The sequence below is a fragment of the Eremococcus coleocola DSM 15696 genome (genome assembly GCF_000428865.1).
Classification (GTDB): domain Bacteria; phylum Bacillota; class Bacilli; order Lactobacillales; family Aerococcaceae; genus Eremococcus; species Eremococcus coleocola.
In genome coordinates this window covers 43,654-62,810 of the sequence record NZ_AUAT01000001.1, presented here as the reverse complement: position 1 = coordinate 62,810, position 19,157 = coordinate 43,654, and the positions used below count along the sequence as shown (strand labels likewise).

General features: G+C 36.1%; 23 protein-coding genes and 1 pseudogene. 21 read left to right on the top strand and 3 right to left on the bottom strand.

The window, feature by feature from the left end:
• Nucleotides 1-4 precede the first annotated feature (4 nt).
• The 15 genes from G396_RS0100320 (at nt 5) to G396_RS09720 (ending at nt 12,820) form a co-directional block, all read left to right on the top strand.
• Nucleotides 5-1,735 carry an ABC transporter ATP-binding protein gene (locus G396_RS0100320; protein ID WP_028124676.1) on the top strand — a complete coding sequence of 577 codons (1,731 nt, stop codon included), beginning with the start codon at nt 5-7 and terminating at the stop codon, nt 1,733-1,735.
• Nucleotides 1,728-2,555, top strand: coding sequence for an energy-coupling factor transporter transmembrane component T family protein (locus G396_RS0100315; RefSeq protein ID WP_028124675.1), 828 nt, complete (start codon nt 1,728-1,730; stop codon nt 2,553-2,555). The genes G396_RS0100320 and G396_RS0100315 overlap by 8 nt, the downstream gene beginning before the upstream one ends.
• A 95-nt stretch (nt 2,556-2,650) precedes the next feature.
• A complete protein-coding gene (gene rpsP / locus G396_RS0100310) occupies nt 2,651-2,923 on the top strand; it encodes a 30S ribosomal protein S16 (protein ID WP_006418336.1) in 273 nt (90 codons plus the stop codon).
• Between the two features lie 31 nt (nt 2,924-2,954).
• Nucleotides 2,955-3,224: a KH domain-containing protein gene (locus G396_RS0100305; RefSeq protein ID WP_028124674.1), complete on the top strand. Its 270-nt coding sequence runs from the start codon at nt 2,955-2,957 to the stop codon at nt 3,222-3,224.
• A gap of 469 nt (nt 3,225-3,693) precedes the next feature.
• Nucleotides 3,694-4,221, top strand: coding sequence for a ribosome maturation factor RimM (rimM, locus tag G396_RS0100300; protein ID WP_028124673.1), 528 nt, complete (start codon nt 3,694-3,696; stop codon nt 4,219-4,221).
• On the top strand, nt 4,211-4,933 hold the full coding sequence (trmD, locus tag G396_RS0100295) for a tRNA (guanosine(37)-N1)-methyltransferase TrmD (RefSeq protein ID WP_028124672.1): 723 nt from the start codon (nt 4,211-4,213) through the stop codon (nt 4,931-4,933). The genes rimM and trmD overlap by 11 nt, the downstream gene beginning before the upstream one ends.
• 253 nt (nt 4,934-5,186) lie before the next feature.
• Nucleotides 5,187-6,398 carry a betaine/proline/choline family ABC transporter ATP-binding protein gene (locus G396_RS0100290; RefSeq protein ID WP_028124671.1) on the top strand — a complete coding sequence of 404 codons (1,212 nt, stop codon included), beginning with the start codon at nt 5,187-5,189 and terminating at the stop codon, nt 6,396-6,398.
• Entirely contained in the window at nt 6,391-7,026 is a 636-nt protein-coding gene (locus G396_RS0100285; protein ID WP_028124670.1) for an ABC transporter permease, read from the top strand. Before G396_RS0100290 ends, G396_RS0100285 begins: the two co-directional genes overlap by 8 nt.
• A gap of 3 nt (nt 7,027-7,029) precedes the next feature.
• Nucleotides 7,030-7,944, top strand: coding sequence for an osmoprotectant ABC transporter substrate-binding protein (locus tag G396_RS0100280; protein WP_028124669.1), 915 nt, complete (start codon nt 7,030-7,032; stop codon nt 7,942-7,944).
• 1 nt (nt 7,945) lies between these two features.
• A complete protein-coding gene (locus G396_RS0100275) occupies nt 7,946-8,599 on the top strand; it encodes an ABC transporter permease (protein WP_028124668.1) in 654 nt (217 codons plus the stop codon).
• Nucleotides 8,600-8,960: 361 nt separating this feature from the next.
• Nucleotides 8,961-9,158: an LPXTG cell wall anchor domain-containing protein gene (locus G396_RS0100270; protein ID WP_028124667.1), complete on the top strand. Its 198-nt coding sequence runs from the start codon at nt 8,961-8,963 to the stop codon at nt 9,156-9,158.
• Between the two features lie 167 nt (nt 9,159-9,325).
• Entirely contained in the window at nt 9,326-9,679 is a 354-nt protein-coding gene (gene rplS / locus G396_RS0100265; protein ID WP_006418246.1) for a 50S ribosomal protein L19, read from the top strand.
• 330 nt (nt 9,680-10,009) lie between these two features.
• Nucleotides 10,010-11,125, top strand: coding sequence for a helix-turn-helix domain-containing protein (locus tag G396_RS10815; protein ID WP_051221005.1), 1,116 nt, complete (start codon nt 10,010-10,012; stop codon nt 11,123-11,125).
• A complete protein-coding gene (locus tag G396_RS11745; protein WP_248623890.1) occupies nt 11,118-11,378 on the top strand; it encodes a hypothetical protein in 261 nt (86 codons plus the stop codon). The genes G396_RS10815 and G396_RS11745 overlap by 8 nt, the downstream gene beginning before the upstream one ends.
• Nucleotides 11,375-12,820 (top strand): ABC transporter ATP-binding protein, encoded by a 1,446-nt coding sequence (locus G396_RS09720; protein WP_248623889.1) that lies wholly within the window; start codon nt 11,375-11,377, stop codon nt 12,818-12,820. The genes G396_RS11745 and G396_RS09720 overlap by 4 nt, the downstream gene beginning before the upstream one ends.
• A gap of 66 nt (nt 12,821-12,886) precedes the next feature.
• Here G396_RS09720 and G396_RS0100250 read toward each other — a convergent pair whose 3' ends face one another.
• On the bottom strand, nt 12,887-13,561 hold the full coding sequence (locus G396_RS0100250) for a helix-turn-helix transcriptional regulator (protein WP_028124666.1): 675 nt from the start codon (nt 13,559-13,561) through the stop codon (nt 12,887-12,889).
• A 207-nt stretch (nt 13,562-13,768) separates the two neighbouring features.
• On the opposite strand from G396_RS0100250, the gene G396_RS0100245 reads away from it, so the two are divergent.
• The 3 genes from G396_RS0100245 (at nt 13,769) to G396_RS0100235 (ending at nt 17,443) form a co-directional block, all read left to right on the top strand.
• Nucleotides 13,769-14,965 carry a M20 metallopeptidase family protein gene (locus G396_RS0100245; protein WP_028124665.1) on the top strand — a complete coding sequence of 399 codons (1,197 nt, stop codon included), beginning with the start codon at nt 13,769-13,771 and terminating at the stop codon, nt 14,963-14,965.
• A gap of 296 nt (nt 14,966-15,261) precedes the next feature.
• Nucleotides 15,262-16,713, top strand: a complete 1,452-nt coding sequence (locus tag G396_RS0100240; RefSeq protein WP_081683504.1) for an ABC transporter substrate-binding protein/permease — start codon at nt 15,262-15,264, stop codon at nt 16,711-16,713.
• A 1-nt stretch (nt 16,714) separates the two neighbouring features.
• Nucleotides 16,715-17,443 (top strand): amino acid ABC transporter ATP-binding protein, encoded by a 729-nt coding sequence (locus G396_RS0100235; RefSeq protein ID WP_028124663.1) that lies wholly within the window; start codon nt 16,715-16,717, stop codon nt 17,441-17,443.
• Between the two features lie 462 nt (nt 17,444-17,905).
• On the opposite strand, the pseudogene G396_RS12055 reads toward G396_RS0100235, so the two are convergent.
• A pseudogene (locus G396_RS12055) lies at nt 17,906-18,073 on the bottom strand (hypothetical protein); the annotation flags it as partial.
• Between the two features lie 21 nt (nt 18,074-18,094).
• Nucleotides 18,095-18,295, bottom strand: a complete 201-nt coding sequence (locus G396_RS0100230) for a hypothetical protein (protein ID WP_028124662.1) — start codon at nt 18,293-18,295, stop codon at nt 18,095-18,097.
• 114 nt (nt 18,296-18,409) lie between these two features.
• Between G396_RS0100230 and G396_RS12010 the strand changes: the two genes are divergently transcribed.
• From G396_RS12010 to G396_RS12000, 3 genes are all read left to right on the top strand, one after another.
• The gene (locus G396_RS12010) at nt 18,410-18,535 is read left to right on the top strand and encodes a cadmium resistance transporter (RefSeq protein WP_345917256.1); all 126 of its coding nucleotides are present in this window, start codon (nt 18,410-18,412) and stop codon (nt 18,533-18,535) included.
• Between the two features lie 79 nt (nt 18,536-18,614).
• Nucleotides 18,615-18,836, top strand: a complete 222-nt coding sequence (locus G396_RS12005) for a cadmium resistance transporter (RefSeq protein WP_428829635.1) — start codon at nt 18,615-18,617, stop codon at nt 18,834-18,836.
• Nucleotides 18,836-19,030, top strand: a complete 195-nt coding sequence (locus G396_RS12000; RefSeq protein ID WP_028124660.1) for a hypothetical protein — start codon at nt 18,836-18,838, stop codon at nt 19,028-19,030. Before G396_RS12005 ends, G396_RS12000 begins: the two co-directional genes overlap by 1 nt.
• Nucleotides 19,031-19,157: the final 127 nt, after the last annotated feature.

Genomic DNA, 19,157 nt, shown 5'->3' with positions numbered 1-19,157 from the left:
CCTTATGGAGGCAAGACCAACCGCACTTCCAGTGATTGAATTTGATAATTTTTCCTTTAAATATGATGCTCAAGCTAAACCTACCCTTTATAATTTGAACTTTGCCATTTATCCGGGAGAGAAGGTCATTATCCTAGGGCCTTCGGGCTCGGGCAAATCAACCTTGGGACAATGTTTAAATGGTCAAATCCCTAATACCTTTCCAGGAACCATGGAAGGTGATATTCGGATCCAAGGGCATTCCATTAAGAATGCCTCTATTTTTGATTTGTCCTTAGAAGTAGGTTCAGTTCTACAAGATACCGACCATCAATTTGTCGGCCTAACGGTGGCAGAAGATATGGCCTTTTCTTTGGAGAACGATCAAGTGAATCAAGGAGAGATGAAAGCTAGAGTCACAAATTGGGCTAAAGATTTGGGCTTAGAAAAATTATTGAATTTAGCACCCCATGACTTGTCCGGTGGGCAAAAACAACGGGTGTCCTTAGCTGGTGTATTAATTAATCAAGTGCCGATTTTACTCTTTGATGAACCTTTGGCAAATCTTGATCCTAAAACCGGTAGGGAAACAATGGAATTAATTAATCAAATTAGCCATAAACATGGGCTGACTAGTTTAATTATCGAACACCGCTTAGAAGAATGCTTGGTAGCTGATATTGATCGAGTTTTGGTCATTGACCAAGGACGTTTGGCTTTTAATGGTTCTATGAATGATTTACTCCATAGCGATTTACTTGATCAAGTGGGACTACGGAAACCCTTATATCTAAAAGCTTTAGAATATGCTCAGGTTAATTTACCGACGATTCCTTATTTAGGGGATTATCAGGCAATTAAGTTACCAGATCAAATTTTAGAATCTGTGGAAGACTGGTTGATGGCTTTGGAGCATAATCAATTAAAGCAAGACGCTGAGGATATCTTGACGATTAATCAACTTTCTTTTGCTTATAAGGATCGTACAGAAAAACAATTAGAAGATATTAGCTTTAAGATTAAGAAGGGTCAAATGGTTGGGATTGTTGGGACCAATGGTGCGGGGAAATCTACTTTAGCTAAGTTAATCTGTGGTTTCCTGCGGCCCCAATCAGGTCAAATTATGTTAGGTAATCAGGATTTAAAAGCTTGGTCCATCAAAGAAATTGCAGATTCAATCGGTTTTGTGCTACAAAATCCAAATCAAATGATTTCCAACCACTTTATTAAAGATGAGGTGGGTCTAGGTTTGGTTTATCGGGGTTGGTCGCCCGATAAGATTGAAACTCGAGTAAATCAAGTTCTTGATATTTGTGGTTTATTTCCGTTTAGGAACTGGCCGATTTCGGCTCTTTCCTATGGTCAAAAACGGCGGGTGACCATTGCTTCTATCTTGGCATTAAATCCTCAAGTGATTATTTTAGATGAGCCAACTGCAGGACAAGATTATCGGACTCAGACAAAAATGATGGCTTTCTTACAAGAATTAAATCAAGACCATGGCATTACTATTATCATGATTTCTCATGATATGCATTTAATTCAAGAATATGCTCAACGATGTCTTGTTTTTGACCAGGGACATTTAGTTGCAGACCTTGTACCATCTGATTTATTTAATCAACCGGCTTTATTGGACCAAGCTCACCTTGTCCCAACCAGTTTATATCTTTTAGGACAAGACTTACCTCATTTATCGGCCCAAAAATTTATCGATAGTTTTATCGCTTACGAAAGGGGATTGGACCATGGCTAGTAATTACTTAGGTTACCAAGAGAAGTCATCTCCAATTCACCGATTAAGTGGAACTACCAAATTAATTTGTTTTCTAGTCCTATCCATTATTTGTATGGTTTCTTACGACACCCGTTTTCTTTTTATTTCGGGCGTCTTTGCGCTAATTGTCTTAAAAATCAGTAAAATCCGGTGGCAGGAAATTAAATATCCTACTTATTTTATTTTAGTCTTTGCTGTGATTAATTTATTGATGATTTTTGTCTTTTCACCGGAAGAAGGTGTGAAAATTTACCATCATCGAACAGTTATCAGCCATCTGGTGGGTCCATACTGGTTAACTAAGGAGCAGCTTTTCTATGAGTTAAATATTTTGTTGAAGTATTTCTCGACGATTCCCTTGGCGTTTATTTTTATTCTAACCACGCATCCTTCGGAATTAGCCGCTTCCTTTAATCATATTGGGGTTTCTTATCGGATTTCTTATGCCATTGCCTTAGCCTTACGCTATATTCCGGATATTCAGGCAGATTTTGATGCCATTCGGCAAGCGCAACAAGCCAAAGGGATTGACATGAGTCGTAAAGCTCCATTGCTGCAACGCCTAAAGCACTCAGCCAAAATTATTATGCCCCTAATATTCAATTCCTTAGATCGGATTGAGATGATTTCTCAGTCAATGGAATTAAGACGGTTCGGCAAGGGGAATAAGCGGACCTGGTATTCTTATCGCCCCTTTTCTAAGGGAGATTTATTAGCAATAAGTTTTGTTACGATCCTTTCTATAATAGGAATAGCTTTATTCTTCATTAATCAGGGTCGGTTTTATAATCCTTTTTAAAAAAAGTTTAATCTGTAAAGTAAAAAACCTTTACAGGTTAAAAAAAGTCTGTTATAGTATGTAATCGTGATAGTAAAACAATGGAGGTGACTTACATGGCAGTTAAAATTCGTATGAAACGGATGGGTTCTAAAAGAAGACCTTTCTACCGTTTGGTAGTTGCAGATTCTCGTTCTCCACGTGATGGACGTATTATCGAACAAATCGGTACTTATAATCCAGTATCCGCAGATAAAGAATTAAAAATTGATGAAGAGTTAGCCTTAAAATGGTTAGCTAATGGTGCTCAACCATCTGATACCGTGCGTAACTTGTTCTCAAAACAAGGAATTATGCAAAAATTCCATGATTCAAAATACGCTAAATAATTTCCCAAGTCTTTTATAAAGGAATGATTTCATGCCAAATATCGAAGATTTAATCACTACAATGGTGACTCCTTTGATTGAATTTCCGTCTGATTTTTCGATTGAAAAAGAAGAAACGGACGAATTCATGGAATATCATCTGGTTTTGAACCCTGAGGATATTGGACGCGTAATTGGACGTAAGGGGCGAGTTATTCGCTCAATCCGGACAATTGTTTATTCCATCCGCAATAAAGGTGAAAAACGCTCAAGAATTGTAGTTGATGAAGAAGATTCTAGTGTAGAAGAATTTGAAGATTAAAAAGCTGAAAATAAAAACTTTTAATAAATTTAGCTAATAGATTAAATTTATTATCAGAAAGCTATAACTCCAGACTTTAAGGAGTTATAGCTTTTTTGTATAAAATAATTAAAGGAACCTGAACTTGAGGATAAGAGTAAATTAACATCGTTTTCAAAAAAGTATCAAACTACATCTAGTGATATTATGTACAATAAATTTTAGAGAAGGTGTACTAGAAGGCAATCATTGATGCCGTTAAAAAAGCTATGGACTCCAAGTAAGATATAAATAAGGCATAGCAATAAATAATATTTATTTCTTTTGGTAATTGTTATCTTTAAGATTAGGCTTCATATATAGTGATAATAAATTTAAGGAGGTTGGTCGAAAAAGTCCAACTTCCTTTCTTTTAACTTAAGATTATAGTTTTAGCTAGCCTACTAAACTCTTTTAGTATAAGATAAAGATTAAAGAATGGAGGAATACGATGGAATATTACCGTATTGGCCGAGTTGTAAATACTCACGGAATTCGTGGCCATATTAAAGTAATCGCAGATACTGATTTTCCTGAAAGTCGCTTTGCGAGTGGAAACAAACTATATATCTTAAAGGATGACCAAGTACTTGCTCAAGTGACGGTCCTTGATGCCCGTCAGGCTAAAGGAACTTATATTTTGTCTTTTGAAGAATTTGATAATATTAATCAAGTGGAGGGCTTTAAAGGTTCTTGGCTAGCGATTGATAGTTCAAGTCAAGAAGAATTAGAAGACGATGTCTATTATCACCATCAAATTATTGGCTTAGAAGTTGTGACGCACCAAGGACTAAAATTAGGAAAAATCAAAGAAATCTTACAATTAGGTTCTAATGATGTTTGGGTCGTAAAACGTCATGAGAATAATAAAGCCGATGCTTTAATTCCCTATATTGATGATGTGGTGAAAGAGGTTGACCTAGAAAAAGGACAAGTAATTATTTCTTTAATGGAAGGGCTAATTGATGATGAAGATTGATGTAATGACCTTATTTCCTGAAATGTTTGCCCCTTTGAATTCCTCCATCATGGGTAAAGCTCAAACAGATCAGATCCTAATCTTTGAAACCCATAATTTCCGTGATTATGCGGTTAATAAACATGGTCATGTGGATGATACCCCCTATGGGGGTGGAGCGGGGATGCTTTTGCGGATTGAACCTCTAGTCAATCAATTGGAAGCTATTCCGGGCCATGACCAAGCGCGGGTGATTTTAGTCGATCCGTCAGGCCAACCTTTTACTCAGAAGAAGGCCCATGAATGGGCCCAAGAAGAACATTTAATTTTTATATGTGGTCATTATGAAGGTTATGATGCACGAATTGAAAATTACGTGACTGACCAAGTTTCTATTGGAGATTATGTTTTAACCAACGGAGAACTTCCAGCTATGGTTATGATTGATGCTACCGTTCGTTTATTGCCTCAGGTTTTAGGGAATTCAGAATCGATTGTGGACGAATCCCACCAACATAACCTATTAGAATATCCCCAATATACTAGGCCGCAAAATTTTCGTGGCGATGAAGTTCCGGAAATTCTCATATCTGGGAACCATGGCAAGATTGAGGCTTGGCGTAAGCAAGAAGCTTTGAAGCGTACCTTGTTAAGACGACCAGATTTAATTGAAAAGTTACAATTAAGCCCATCAGAGATTCATTATTTAACCGATAATCAAACTGATGTTTAATATATAAATAAGCAATGATTAAAGTGGAATTTCTTAAGCTACTTGACTTTCGATTTTGAAGGGAATTAGCAATGAAGTTCCATTTTTATTTTCACTTTATTTATTTTAAAAATTTTTATAGTTATTTAAAACGTTTTCATATATTTGTGAATAAGTAAAGTTAATAAGTTATAAAATCTTTATCCGATCGTATTTCTTGCTATGAAATTTGATACTTGTTACACTATAATTCGTGAACGGGGGAATTAAATAGATGATTGAATTTAAAAATATTTCAAAAATTTATAAAGGCGGCAAAAAAGCTGTTGATAATTTTAATTTAAAAATAGAAAAGGGCGAATTTATCGCTTTTATTGGTACTTCAGGTTCTGGAAAGACTACTTCAATGCGGATGATAAACCGCATGATAGAACCAACGGAAGGCCAAATTTTTGTGAATGGGAAAAATATCAAAGATATTGATCCAGTAAAATTAAGACGAGAAATTGGATATGTGATTCAAAATATTGGACTCTTACCTCATATGACCATTCGTCAAAATATTACTTTAGTTCCTCGTCTCTTAAAATGGGATGAGGATAAAAAGAATGAAGTTGCCAAAAAAATGATTAAGTTAGCTGAATTGCCCGAAGATTACTTAGACCGCTATCCAGCGGAATTATCTGGAGGACAACAACAACGGATTGGTGTGGTACGGGCTTTAGCAGCTGACCAAGATATTATTTTAATGGATGAACCTTTCGGTGCATTAGATCCAATTACACGTGATTCTTTACAAGCTCTAGTCAAGGAATTACAAGAAAAATTAGGTAAGACCATTGTTTTCGTAACTCATGATATGGATGAAGCCCTAAGTTTGGCTACTCGGATTGTCATTATGAGCCATGGTGAAATTGTCCAAGTTGGTACCCCTGAAGAAATTCTGACCCATCCAGCCAACGATTTTGTGGCTGAGTTCATCGGTGAGGACCGACTTATTGAGGCTAAACCTGATGTGACGACGGTTGGACAGGTTATGCGACCTAATCCGGTATCAATCACACCTGGTAAGTCTTTACGACAAGCACTTGCAATGATGCATGAAAATCGGGTAGATACCTTGCTTGTGACTGATGACGAGGGCTATTTAAAGGGCTTTGTGGATATTCAGGAAATCCAAGCTAATTTTCGTGATAAATCTAAATCAATTTCTGATATTATGCAACGGGAGGTTTTCTTCACTCGGGAAAATACTCTAGTTCGTGATTCAATTTCACGGATTCTTAAGCGGGGCTTATCTTATATTCCAGTTGTTGATCAGGATAAAAAATTGGTAGGCATTGTGACACGGTCTACTTTAGTTGATATTGTTTATGATGCAATTTGGGGTGAAGGGGATGAATTTGCTGATATGGAAGCCATAAAAGCAAACCAAGCTCAAAATCAAGTAGTTTCTGAGAATGATGAGGTGGATGTCCATGCTTAATTTCTTAAGTGAGTATGGGATGGAACTCTTGGTTAAAACGGGACAACATTTAATTATTGCGGCTGCCGCCCTGGGTTTAGCTGTTTTGGTAGCAGTACCTTTAGGAATACTACTCACTCGTTTTCCAAGAGTGGCAAATTTTGTGATTGGTTTAGCCGCAATCCTTCAAACTGTCCCAACCTTGGCTCTTTTAGCCCTTATGATTCCTATTATTGGGATTGGCCGCTTTCCGGCCATTGTAGCCTTATTTATTTATTCGCTCCTACCCATTTTACGAAATACCTATATTGGTGTGGACGAAGTGACACCCGATATTAAGGATGCGGCAAAGGGAATGGGAATGACCAATTGGGAATCAATCACCCAAGTTGAAATCCCCATGGCTATGCCTGTAATCATGGCTGGTATTCGTTTATCAGCGGTGTATGCTGTGGCATGGGCTACTTTGGCTTCATATATCGGAGCGGGTGGTTTAGGTGATTTTATTTTTAATGGTTTAGAATTGTACCGAATTGACTTCATCTTAGCTGGTACAATTCCCGTAACCTTCTTAGCCTTATTGACTGATTTTATTTTAGGGAAATTAGAAAACAAACTCATTCCATCTACAGGATTAAAGGAGGATTAATGAATGAAACGATTTAAAACTATCCTTCTTATGTGTTTATCCTTGCTTGTCCTATCTGCTTGTGTGCCAGGTGTGACCAGTCAAAATCATCCGATTCGGATTGCTGGCTTGAGTACAACGGAAGGTCAAATTCTATCAGCTTTGGTTCAAAAGCTAATTGAAGAAGAGACAGATTATCCAGTTGAGATGATTAATAATTTGGGTACATCCGTGGTCAGCCAACAAGCGGTACGAAATGGGGATGCTGATATTACTCCAGCCAGGTATACAGGTACTGATATGGTGGCAGTTCTAAATGAAACACCGATTAAAGATCCAAATGAAGCTTTAGCTTATGTCCAAAAAGCCTTTAAAGAACGATTTAATTATAAGTATTATGATTCTTATGGCTTTAATAATACCTATACTTTCTTAGTGACACCTGAATTCGCCGCTGAAAATGACCTAAAAACCGTATCTGATTTAGAGAAAATCTCAGATACCGTAAGAGCCGGTTTTGATTCACAATGGTTAGTCAGAGAAGGCGACGGTTATCCTGGCTTTAAAGAAGAGTATGGATTTGCTTTTGATCATACCAACGCCATGCAAATTGGTTTAGTCTACAATGCATTGGCCGGAGGGGCAATGGATTTAGTCCTAGGTTATTCTTCAGATGGTCGGATTGCTTCTTATGATTTGGTTATGTTAGAGGATGATAAGCAATTTTTCCCACCTTATGATGCCGCTCCGATGGCTACTCAAGAAATTCTAGATATCTATCCTGAATTAGATGGATTATTAGAACGTTTAGAAGGGAAAATATCAACGGAACAAATGCAAGAATTAAATTATGAGGCAGACCATTTATTAAAAGAACCTTCTGTAGTAGCAGAAGAATTTCTAGAAGCCAATAATTACTTTAGAGGGGAGGACAATTAATATGAATGAAATGAATCTATTTGAACAATTCCTTTATTATTATCGGATTAATGGTTCATATATTTTTGAACAATTTATGCGTCATTTCCTTCTCTCAATTGAAGGGGTTTTGTTAGCGGCCATTGTTGGTATTCCGCTTGGAATTTTGATTGCTCGTTACCATAAATTATCTGATTGGGTGATTGGCATAGCTAATGTCATTCAAACTATTCCTTCCCTTGCTATGATGTCAATTATTATGTTAGTAGCCGGGTTGGGTGCAAGGACGGTTATAATTACAGTATTCTTGTATTCGCTCTTACCGATTATTAAGAATACTTATACAGGCATGCAAACTCTTGACCCAAATATTATGGATGCATCGAAAGGCATTGGCATGACCTCATTTCAGCGTCTTCGTTTAGTTGAATTGCCACTGTCTATGTCAGTGATAATGGCAGGGATTCGGAATGCGTTAGTTGTTGCTATTGGGATTGTTGCGATTGGGTCCTTTATTGGTTCTGGTGGCCTGGGTGATATTATTATCCGAGGCACTAATGCGACAGATGGTGGGGCAATTATTTTAGCAGGGGCTATCCCCACAGCCTTAATGGCGATTATTACCGATATATTCCTCGGTGCTATTCAAAGAAGGTTTGAAAAGAATCAGGCATAATAAATGTTTAGTCAAAAATATATGGGTAAAGATAGTATAAAAATCATAGTGATAAAAATATAAATTTATAAATCAAGCCAGTCGGAGATAAAATATCTTCAGTTGGCTTGATTTATATTTGTAGGTATTTAAGAGAGTAATTTTTGGATAAATAAAATTAATGATTAAGTATTATTTTTATAAAAATATTTTATTTATTTTTATTTATAAACAATTTTGACACATTAATAGGGATAGGTCGACAAATAGAAAATAATGCCTAATTATAAAACATGTTTAAACTGAAACAATTAGTTACTAAAAATGATTCTATTAAAAAATTATAGAAATTTAACCCAATAGTAAATTTTGATATGATACAGTGACTGAGGAAGATAAACTTGAGGAAGATACTCCTAAGAAAAATGATCAAATAATCTTAGATGAAAATGTTCAAGCTCAACCTGCGAGTGTAGCTACTTTACCAAATACAGGTGAAAATTATTCTTGGACAATGCTTCTTGCCCTTTGTCTACTTTCTCTTGCAGGTATACTTATCCCTAACTGTAAACATAATTAGTTTAGGAAAAGAATGTTATGATAAAATAAAATGAAATATTTGTGTTTAATCCTTTACTTAACTTTCAATTCATGTATAATGGAAATAGTGGTTTAATAACCCAGAATAACGATATTCCGCTACATAGAAAGACTATGCAAGAATGTTTTGTTGGAAGGAGAATGATGATGAGCCAAAATCCAATCATCGAAAAATTATCAGCTTCTCAATTACGGTCTGACATTCCAGAATTTCGCCCTGGCGATACTGTACGTGTTCATGCCTTAATCGTTGAAGGTGAACGTGAACGGGTCCAAATCTTCGAAGGTTTAGTCATTAAACGCCGTGGATATGGTATTAGCGAAACTTATACTGTACGTAAGATGTCATCTGGCGTTGGGGTAGAACGTACTTTCCCAGTACATTCACCACGTGTTGCTAAGATTGAACTTGTACGTAAAGGTAAAGTTAGACGTGCTAAATTGTACTATATTCGTTCATTATCTGGTAAAGCTGCCAGAATTAAAGAACGCGGTAGATAAGAAAAATCCACAAACCTTGTTAATTCGAGGTTTGTAGATTTTTTTTATGCTCGTAATTAATTTTTAATTCGGTTAGAAATTGAATGAAGGCAAAATCTCTTTATAGTTATGAAGATTTTTGGTCCAAAGTTTGAATAATCTCTTTTAGAAATGCTTCATTATTCATAAATTCTGAGACATCTTTGGTATAACTTAATCTAACTTAAATTTATATATATCGAATTAAACACTTTCCTAGTAAGATAATAATTTATTGCTTTACTTTCCCGATTTGCTCTTTTACTAACAGGTATAAAGGATTATAGTAAAAGAGTGAAAGGGGTTAAGGAGATGAATTATATCCAGGCCGTAGGACCGCAAATTAAAATTTTTCGTAAACAAAAAGGACTCACTCAAGAAGCCTTGGCTGAAGCCTTAGGAGTGACCGTTTCTGCGGTATCAAAGTGGGAGCGGGGGCAAACACTTCCTGATTTACCTACCTTGCTAGAAATTGCCCAGTTTTTCCAAATATCTTTGGATGTACTGTTTAAGTATCAGGTAAAGAGTCTGTCAATCAAGGATTGGGAGAAAGAGATAAAGCAATTAATTAAGAAACAGGAATTTCAGGGGGCTATCGACTACAGTCACTTAATGTTGCAACGGTTTCCAAATGATTTTCAAGTACTATATGTTTCTGCAGGACTCTTCCGTTTGGTTGGTATGAAAGAGGATCAGAAATATTTACAGGAAGCCATTGACCTATTTAATCAATGTTTAAACTTAATAGACCAGTGCCGCGATCCCCATATTAATGAATATACGATTAAGGCTCAGTTAGCTCGGACCATGGCTAGTTTGGACCAAGTAGACCAGGCTATTGGTTTACTTAAAACAATTGATTTCAATGATAGTCAAGCAGATACAATAGGACTTTTGTTGGCTAAAAAGGATCAGAAAAATCAGGCTGATATCGATGAAGGGCTGGACTATTTAAGTAAAAGTCTTTTAGTTATCTTTGATCGATTTATGACCAGTGTGTTCGCCCTACAAGAATTTTACTCTTGTGATCAAATCAAGGATTATACTAAAGCACTTGAGATTATCGTTATTTATGTCGACTTAATTGACAGCTTTATGGCGACCTCGATTAATTTCTTTAGCCGAGTTAAGGCCATGTTTCTTTTGGAAAAAGCCAAAATTTATCTTTTAATGGAAGAAGCAACTCAAGCTCAAGCTACGATGCAAGACTTATTAGATTTAGCCCGGACCTTCGACCAAGCCCCTGATTACTCCATGGAAGGCCTAAAATTCATCCAAGCTGGCCAAGATTATGTGGGCTTCGATCCAGCTGATCAATTATTAGAAAAAGGTATGGAAGAAAGCATTGAAGAATTAATGGTTCATCAGACTATTAAAGATGATTTATTGAAAATTTGGCAGCAATTAAGGGGGGAAAAGGATGGATAAAACAAATTATGTCAAAGCTTTTTTCCATCATAATAAAGTCAATACTGGACTAGAAATAATGGTATATATGGCCGATGCTGTACTTAATTTAATTATTTCCTGGTTTATCCAAGTAATCACAGATATTATGGCTGGGTCTTTAGCTTTAGACTTTCGTCAAACTCTTTATCTTTACGGCGGTATCTTGGCTTTCGTTTTACTGATTCAAGTCACAGAATACTGGACTTTTCCTAGTTTATCCAAAAAGCCATGAATCAATACAAAGATCGGGTGTTTCATGACTTATTGAAGAAGAACTTAGCATCTTTTTCCAGTGAGAATACTGCCAAATACATCTCAGCCTTAACGAATGATGTGGTGGCGATTGAAGCCAATTTTCTTAAACGATTCTTTGAAATCATTCAGATGTTGGTCTTATTCTTTGGGGCCCTAGGTCTTATGTTTTATTATAATTTATCTTTGACCTTGATTGTATTAGGTCTATCCGTGGTCCCTTTAGTGATTTCCTTAGTCACAGCAAATCAACTGACAGAAAAAGAAAGAAAAGTTTCCCAACAGAATGAAAGCTATGTGGCAACAAGTAAAGATATTCTTAACGGATTCTCAGTAGTAAAGTCTTTCCAAGCGGAAGACCAAGTTGAAAGAGTTTATCAAAAGCAAAACCACCTCTTAGAAGCCCTAAAAAAAGACCGGGAACAAACCTCTATCATCGTTAAAAGTATTGGTAATCTTGCTTCTTTAAGTGTTCATATGGGAATTATGGTTATTGGGGTTTGGTTTGTCTTAAATGATGTCGGAGGACTGACGCCTGGTAAAGTCATGGCTTTTACTAATTTAATGAATTTTGTCCTACAACCCATTTCTCAGATTCCTCAATTATTAGGTCAAGCCAAAGCCTCCCTAGGTTTGGTTGAAAAAGTAAGTAACTATTTGCAAGCAAATACCCAAGACGGAGAAAAATATCTTAGAAATGGAGTAGAGGATGGTTTTGAGATTAACCACCTATCCTTAAGTTATGATGGAAGTAAACAAGCTTTGCTTGATTTTAATTTCCATTTTGAAACAGGTAAATCTTATGCGATCGTAGGAGGATCTGGGTCTGGTAAGTCAAGCTTAGTTAATTGTTTGATGGGGAATTTTAACGATTACCAAGGCAGTGTTCAATTGGATGGGATAGAGATTAAAGAGCTGTCCAAACAATCTTTGTACAGTTACATATCTTTAATACAACAAACTGTTTTTATTTTTGATGCAACTATTGTTGAAAATGTAACCTTATATAGAGATTTCCCTCAATCTGAAATCGACCGCGTCATTAAATTGTCTGGACTCGATAAACTTCTGGCTGAACGAGGTCGTGATTATAAATGTGGAGAGAATGGAAATAAATTGTCTGGTGGTGAAAGACAAAGAATCGCCATTGCCCGAAGTTTATTGAAAAAGGGTCAAATCATTTTAGTGGACGAAGCCACCTCAGCTTTAGACAATCCAACTGCGATTCAGATTTCCCAAGCCTTATTAAATCTGAAATCTCTTATGCGAGTTGTGGTGACCCACCGATTAGACCAACATTTATTAGAGCAATATGATCAGATTCTTGTTTTTAAAGATGGCCAACTTATAGAAACAGGAAAGTTTCATCAGTTAATGGCAGCTAAAGGATATTTTTATTCACTCTATACCGTTTCAAATTAATTAGAATATAAGTAAATATCAAATCCGTGAATTTCAAGTTAACACTGAAAATCACGGATTTTTATCTTATTTATTATCTTGTACTACTTTTAGGTAACGATAAACACTCGGAATTGAAATATTTAAGATATCTGCAACTTTAGCCACGGCACCTTTTACAGTAAATACATCATGTTGGTTTAATTGGTCGACAATATTTATCTTTAATTCTTGAGAAAGAGACACATCTTCAGATAAGAGTTGAGGATCAATAATGGTATAAATAATTTCTTCAATGCTTTGGGTTAAAACTTGAGGTTTAGTAATTGAATCTTTAGAAATATCATCTGTTTGATTATCCGTAGGAAAGCGATCTTCCATTATATTTACTAAATCTTTTACCTTTAGTAACATGGTTTGGTCAATTGAACGGTCATGATTAATTCCAAGTATACCCAGTAATTGGTTTGAATTATCTTTGATAAAAAAAGTATGGCTCGTTAAGTGTTTTTTTCGGTTGTTCACTGAGTGAAAATTAGTCACATATTCTTTTTCAAGATATACTTTATTTTTTATCAGAGAGAGGCCAAATTCAGTCATGGGTGAATCTAAATTTCGACCACTAATATGACTATTTTCTAAAGCTGCAATATAAACTTCGCCTTTTTCAAACCAATAAAGCACAATTTCAAATTCTCTACCACACACAGAAGCTAAAAATTTCGTTAATTGCTGATACATTGATAATAAATAGCTATTCATAACCTGTCCTCTTCTTTTATTTAAAAGCTTTTAAAATAGTCATTTCTTAATAGACACTGAGCTTTCTTAAGCCCTTACATTATAACATATAAAATATTATTTTTTTAAACGAAAAATTCTTCTAGTAATAATACTTTATTGACTATAAATTAGGAGAAGGCTATACTTTGATTGATAAATGATAATTTGATAGAAAACGAGAGAGCGATGAATAATAATCCGATAGAAATTGCTAAATCTGTGCAAGTTGAATTAGTGACCTGGCGCAGAGACTTGCATCAGATGCCTGAAATAGGAATAGAACTTCCTCAAACAGTAGCTTATGTGACTCAGATTTTGGAACAGCTTGGTATTAATTATGATGCATCCTATGTTAATGGCAATGGTATTGTTGCATTGATTGAAGGAAAAAATAAGGGCAACCACGAAAAGGTCATTGCCTTACGGGCAGATATGGATGGACTCCCTATCCAAGAGGAGACAGGTTTACCATTTGCCGCTAAAGAAAATATGCATGCCTGTGGACATGATGGTCATACAGCTATCTTATTAGCAACGGCTAAAGTTCTGCAAGAAAACCGAGAACACTTTGCTGGAAAAGTCAAGTTAATTTTCCAACCAGGCGAAGAATATCCCGGAGCAGCTAAGATAATGGTTGAAGAGGGGGTCTTAGAAGATCCAAAAGTGGATAGAATATTTGGCCTCCATATTGGCCAGCTTGAGCCTAATATGGAAAAAGGTTCTCTGGCTTCTCGGCCTGGTCCACTAATGGCCTCAATGGATCGGTTTAAAATAACTATCCTTGGGAAAGGTTATCATGCTGCCTATCCTGATCAAGCCCAGGATCCGATTGTTGCTGCTGCTCAATTAATTACAACCATTCAAACGATTCATTCCCGCAACATAAATCCCTTAGATCCGGCGGTTATCTCAATTACCCGGATTGAAGGTGGTGTAAATCAAAATGTTATTCCCAATGCTGTCGAAATTGAAGGAACCGTCCGTACTTTTGATGAACAAGTGAGACAATCGATTAAAGTTCGTCTTGCTGAAATATGTCAAGGTCTTGGACAGGCTTTGCATGTGACCTGTGAATTAGATTATAGTGACAAGTACCCACCACTATTGAACCATAGAGAGGTAACGAATAATACTTTATCAGTTCTGAAATCTATATTTGGAAATGACCAAGTACAAGAACTTGCCCATCCGCTCATGAGTGCGGAAGATTTTGCATTTTATTTAGCTGAGCTACCAGGGTGTTTTTTCTATTTAGCAAATCCTGGACTAATTGAAGGTCAATTTCATGGTCACCATCATCCTAAATTTGATCTGGATGAAAGTGAACTCTATCGAGGAGTGGCTGCTTTCTATAGCCTATGTTTAGATTATTTAAACAATTGAATAAAACTATTAAAATTTAGCTTATTAAAGCTCAAAATCAATTATATCTATAAAATTGACGATTAAGAGTTTTAATAAGTTTTTTGTTAAAACAGTGATTGCATTATTCACAATTAAAATGTATAAAATTTAAATCTAAATTTAATGCTTGAAGGAGCTGATAATAATAAATCTAATTTTATTTTAATATTAAATGTTTTTAAATAGCTATTCTATACCTGTTTAAACAGAAAAAAGAGCTTATTATTTGAAAAAAATTAATGTTTTTTCTATAATTATTTGTGAGGAGTGTGAATATGATACTAGATCAAAAATCAGATTCAGTTCTGAAGAAAATGTTGTGGCCTTTGATGTTTATTTTAATGATTTCAAATTTTGTTAGTTTTTCTGCGGTTAAAGCACAGGAAAAAGAAAGCTATTCGATTATAACTTCTTCTGATTATGCACCGTTTGAATTTACCGATTCCAGTGGCAAGTTAGTTGGAATTGATATCGAAATTTTAGAAGCAATTGCAGAAGACCAAGGGTTTGAAATAGAGTATGAATTAATGCCATTTTCTTCAGGTTTACAAGCTTTAGAGAGTAACCAAGCCGATGGAATGATTGCAGCCATGGGGATTACGGATGAACGGAAAGAGTCCTTTGATTTCTCAGATCCATATTTCGAAGTAGGGTCTATGTTTGCTGTTTCAACTAAATCTAGAATTAAAGATTTAAAAGGCTTAGAAGGTAAGAAAGTTGCTACTAAGATTGGTTCTCAAGGGGCGCAAATTGCTAATGAACTAAAAGATCGCTATGGGTATCAAATTATGACCTTTGAAGATTCAGTCAATATGTATCAAGATATTAAGTCTGGGAATTCAGATGCCGTAATAGAAGATGCTCCAGTAATGGCTTATGCAACCAAGACGGGAACGGTAGATCTGACCCTAATTGGGGAAGAGATGGATACTTTACCCTTAGGATTTGCGGTAAATAAAGGAAAAAACCAAGAATTAATTAACAAATTTAATCAGGGACTTTCCAATATTAAAGAGTCAGGTCTTTATGATGATATTCTAGCTAAATATACGGGGGACAATGTCGAAAAAGTTGAAACCAGCTTCTTCGGTCAATTAACCCAAAATTTCCCGGCTTTAATGGTCGGCTTGGGTAAAACCCTTATAGCTACCATTTTGTCTTTAATTATTGCTTTTATTTTAGGAACGCTCTTAGGACTGATGAAAGCGAGTCATAATAATATTTTACGCGGTGTTTCCACAGTTTATATTGATATCATGCGGGGCTTGCCACTTTTAGTTTTAGCCTTCTTTATATATTTTGGTATTCCCCAAATGACAGGCATTAAGTTCTCTAATTTAATTGCTGGAGTATTGACACTTGGGCTCAATGCAGCCGCCTATGTGGCAGAAATTGTCCGTGGTGGGGTTCAATCAATTGCCCAAGGGCAAATGGAAGCAGGCCGTTCATTAGGCTTATCTCGTAAAACAACCATGAAGAAAATTGTTCTACCCCAAGCCTTTAAAATAATGTTGCCATCATTTATTAACCAATTTGTCATTACCTTAAAAGATACTTCAATTTTATCTGTCATTGGTATGGTCGAATTGACCCAAACTGGACGAATTATCATTGCCCGAACCTATCAATCAGGGTCTATGTGGTTGATTGTTGGTATAATCTACGTGATCATTATTACTATTCTTACAAAAATTTCCAAGTTACTTGAAAAGGAGCTAGTGGTATAGGATGTCAATTATTGAAATTAAAGGACTAAAAAAATCATTTGGTAAAAATCATGTCCTTAAATCGATTGATTTGAAGGTGGAAGAGGGGCAGGTTGTCTGTATTATTGGCCCTTCTGGGTCAGGAAAGTCAACTTTATTAAGATGTATGAACCGGCTAGAAAAAATTAATGGGGGCCAAGTTGTCATTAATGGTCATGATATTACGGATCCAAAAATTGATATCAACCAGGCTCGTCAAGAGGTGGGAATGGTCTTTCAACATTTTAATTTATTTCCTCATTTGAGTATTAAAGAGAACATTACCTTAGCACCAGTAGAATTAGATAAAATGACTCAAGAGGAAGCTGATAAGGAAGCCTTACGATTACTAGAGATTGTAGGTTTAAGTGACAAAGCTGAAGCTTATCCAAATTCTTTATCGGGTGGGCAAAAGCAGCGGGTTGCGATTGCTCGTGCCTTAGCGATGAAACCCGAAGTTTTGCTTTTTGATGAACCTACCTCAGCGCTAGACCCAGAAATGGTTGGGGATGTATTAGCTGTTATGCAGAAATTAGCCCAAGATGGTATGACGATGGTTGTGGTAACCCACGAAATGGGCTTTGCGCGTGAGGTCTCTGACCGGGTTGTCTTTATGGACCAAGGTTATGTGGTAGAGGATGCAGCGCCTGAACAAGTCTTTAATCATCCTAAGGAGGCTAGAACCAAGGAATTCTTGGATAAGGTCCTCTAGTTATTAATAGAAAATAGGAGCCGAATGGGATCGGGCAAGAAGTAGAAAATCTGTGATTTTCGCTTGCTGGGGCACTCGGATAAATGTAGTTGAGCTCATACTTTCACTCAACTACTGGGGCACTAAGTTGTTTCACTCCAAGCGCCCCAGTAAGTGCTCCAGTAGCTTGTTGAAAAAGTTGGAGTGGAACGACTTACTTTTTCAATAGCTGAGTGCACCTACGCACTCAGCTTCCTTATCATCTAGAGCTCAGCTGCCTTGATTGCCCGCCCCCCGCATAGTTGACTAGGATGGAATAAATCGCTTTGCTACATAGAAGTTAAGCTTATCCCTTCGCTTAATTACTGTGTTTCTAAGTCGTTTCACTCCAAGAACCACAGCAAACTACTGCGATAAAACATCTAGTGTTTAATTAAATACAAGGGGCTGGGCAAAAAAGCCCAGCCCCTTCGACTCCTTTTATTATTGTAATAAATTGGGATGAAACTCACGATAGCTTTCAATAGCCTTCATCCTGCCTTCAATCACCCAAACATCAGAAAAGCCTTGTTTAATTTGGTAAGCACCACCTGCGGTGGCACGTCCTCCTGAGCCACAGAGACAAAAAATAGGAAGATTCTGATCTAGTTGAGAATATACCTTAAGTAAGCTTTAAAATGGCAAATTGATCAGGTTTTTTTGAGGTACAATCCGAGTGATTTCCTTAGGGTGGCGTACATCCAATAACTGATAGGGTATTTTTTCTTGGGAAAAATCAGCTACGCTAAGGGTATTCATCTGACTTAGTATTTCTTTAGAAATGGAAACAAAAGGAATTAAGGTGGCTTTATCGGATGGTAAATAACTTAGCATACTTTAATTTCAGCAGTTGCTGTTTATGTTTCGACCAGTATTGATTATCTGCTTATTTTGCTTATTTTGCTTATTTTGATTCCCCAGGTCAAAAGTGCTAATTAGATAAAATAAATTTATACAGGGCAATTTTTGGGCATCGGTTTTTTGGTGATGGTATCATTACTCTTTGCCTATCTGCTAAACTTTACACCTGCAGCCGGGTTGACCGGATTATTAGGCTTAATTCCTATTTTTTAGGTATTCGGTTTGCATTAATAGGGGAAGAAGAGGAGGATCCAGCTGAGCTCACGAGTCAAATCTATAACTCCAAGAGACGATTTTTTGGACAATTACTTTAATGACCATTACTTCTGGTGGTGACAATTTAGGAGTTTACATTCCTTATTTTACAGCCTTCAAGAGCCAGTACCTAGGACTTGTTTTACTAGTATTTTTTCTAGGGATTATTATATTAATTGAATTAAGTCGCTGGTTAACTAAATTATCGAGTGTGTCAGAGATAATTGAAGAATTTGAAAGAATCATGGTTCCACTATAATGATGGGGAAGCATGATATTAATACCATCAACACCTTAAAGTCATTTGTAAATGATCAAGAAATTGTGGCAGATATGACGGTTTCTTTGTCTAAAGTGGCGATTGCTGCGCTTGAACTAATCGGTGAGAATGAGACTTACCCTGTTGATGAACAAGTCAAACAAATGATGACTGACTTGAGTTTATTGATATAAACTGCTAATTTTCTAAAATAAGAAAATTTTAATCAAGCAGGATGATATTGCATTAATGTGTTATAATTAATTTAAATAAAAGAACGAGAGGTATAAAGACATGGATAATTTAATTAAGTGATGCTAA